This window comes from Cupriavidus basilensis (assembly GCF_029335485.1).
GTDB lineage: Bacteria > Pseudomonadota > Gammaproteobacteria > Burkholderiales > Burkholderiaceae > Cupriavidus > Cupriavidus basilensis_E.
The window spans coordinates 1-1,435 of sequence record NZ_JARJLM010000241.1; the positions used below are offsets into that span (position 1 = coordinate 1).

Annotated in this window: 1 protein-coding gene; it reads left to right on the plus strand. The window is 67.7% G+C overall.

What is annotated here, in order from left to right:
- On the plus strand, nucleotides 1-1,385 hold a 1,385-nt coding region (locus P3W85_RS14025; RefSeq protein WP_276265227.1), incomplete at its 5' end, for a FimV/HubP family polar landmark protein.
- Nucleotides 1,386-1,435 lie beyond the last annotated feature (50 nt).

Sequence of the window (1,435 nt, forward strand, 5' to 3'; positions counted from 1 at the left end):
CGAGCGCGGATACCGCCGTTACCGCCGCCAGGCCCGCTGCTGCTTCAGCGCCCGCGGCCAAGCGCGCGCCGCTGGTGACGCAACCCCAGCCGGTGGCGCAGCCGTCCTTCCTGGAGGATCTGCAGGCCAACCCGATGCTGCTGCCCGGTGGCGGCCTGCTGATTGCGCTATTAGGCGGCTACGCCATCTATCGCCGTCGCCGGCAGCAGAAGGCCAGCGAGAGCGCCGGCTTCCAGGACAGCATCCTGTCGCAGGAAAGCACCGTGATGGCCGGCGGCAATTCGCTGTTCGGCACGGCGGGCGGGCAAAGCGTCGACACCTCGCAGCACAGCGTGTTCGGGGCCGATTTCCGGATTGGCAACAATACCCCGGAAGCCAACGAGGTCGATCCGATCGCCGAGGCCGATGTCTATATCGCCTATGGGCGCGATGTGCAGGCCGAGGAAATCCTGCGCGAAGCCTTGCAGCAAAACCCTGGGCGCCAGGCGATCCGCCTGAAGCTCATGGAGATTTACAACAATCGTCAGGATGTGGAAGGTTTTCGCGTGATTGCAGAAGAAATGTTCGCCCAGACGGGTGGACAGGGGGCGGAGTGGGCACAGGCGGCAGACATGGGGCGGCGCCTTGATCCGGGCAATGCCATGTACCTCAGCGTGACGCCCGACGCGGCCTCCGGCGACACCACGACCCTGCCGGGCGATCAGTGGCGCACCCACGATCCCTCGCACGATCCGGCGGCGGCGCCGCGCGATGCCGCGCTGGCCGACCTGCCCGATCTGGCCGACCTGGCGCTGCCGCTCGATGGTTTCCCGGCACCCGCGGCCGGTACGCCGATCACGGCCCCGGAGTCCGCGGCACGCATGTTCGGCAATATCGGGGCAGAGCCTTCCGTGCTGGCGACCCGCCTGGACGACGGCTTCGACCTGGATGTGCCGGCATCGGATGTACCTGCGCTCGATACGCCGACGCGTGGGCGGCCGCTCGACTTCGACATGTCAGGCATTTCGCTCGATCTCAATCCGCTTGACGTGAGCGGCTCCGGGGCAGTCAAGCTCGCCGATACGCATGACGGCGGCAGGCATGGGGATGGCGTGCCGCTGCCGGCGCCCACCATGCTGCGGGACGGCAAGCTGTCCGAGCCGATCGACCTGTCGCGCGCCAGCGCGGAGAGCGGACTCGACACGGCGCGCGGCATTTCGCCCAGCACGCTGTCCGCGGAGGCCGTCGATGGCGGCCGCGACATGCAGATCAAGTTCGACCTGGCCAGGGCCTATATCGAAATCGGCGACAAGGAAGGCGCGCGCGAACTGTTGCAGGAAGTGGTGGATCAGTCGCAGGATCCGCTGTTGACCGAAGCCCGCAGCCTGCTGCGCGACGTGGCCTGACGGTCAAGCTGTATCATGGCGGGCTGTGCGCAGGCGATGCGCCCGGCTCC